Here is a 636-nt window from a genome sequence, read left to right on the forward strand (position 1 = left end):
TTTCCTTACGTTGACCGTTAGAAATGTTTATGATGGTACTGAATTAAATAAAAGTTTATCGGATATGTCAAAAGGTTTTAATCGTATGATGAAATATAAGAAAATTAATAAAAACTTAGTTGGTTTTATGCGAGCGACAGAAGTAACTGTAAATAATATAGATAATTCTTATAACCAACACATGCATGTGTTGGTTTGTGTAGAAAGCACTTATTTTTATAACACTGAAAACTATGTGAATCAAAAGCAATGGATTCAATTTTGGAAAAGAGCTATGAAATTAGATTATGATCCAAACGTTAAAGTCCAAATGATTCGACCAAAAAATAAACATAAATCTGATATAAAATCAGCCATTGATGAAACTGCAAAATATCCAGTAAAAGATACAGATTTTATGACTGATGACGAAGAAAGAAATTTGCAGCGTTTAGCTGATTTGGAGGAAGGACTTTATCGAAAAAGATTAATTTCATATGGTGGTTTATTAAAGGAAATTCATAAGGAATTAAATCTTGATGACGCAGAAGATGGCGATTTAATACATACAGATGATGAAGAAAAAGCAGATGAAGATGGCTTTTCTATTATTGCAATGTGGAATTGGGAACGGAAAAATTATTTTATTAAAGAGTA

General features: G+C 29.4%; 1 protein-coding gene. It reads left to right on the forward strand.

Annotation, left to right across the window (positions count from 1 at the left end; genetic code table 11):
- Positions 1-636 (forward strand): protein rep (locus DVJ99_RS12845; protein WP_031263429.1); only part of this gene is annotated, 636 nt, incomplete at both ends.

The organism is Staphylococcus sp. EZ-P03 (assembly GCF_003344575.1).
GTDB lineage: Bacteria > Bacillota > Bacilli > Staphylococcales > Staphylococcaceae > Staphylococcus > Staphylococcus simulans_B.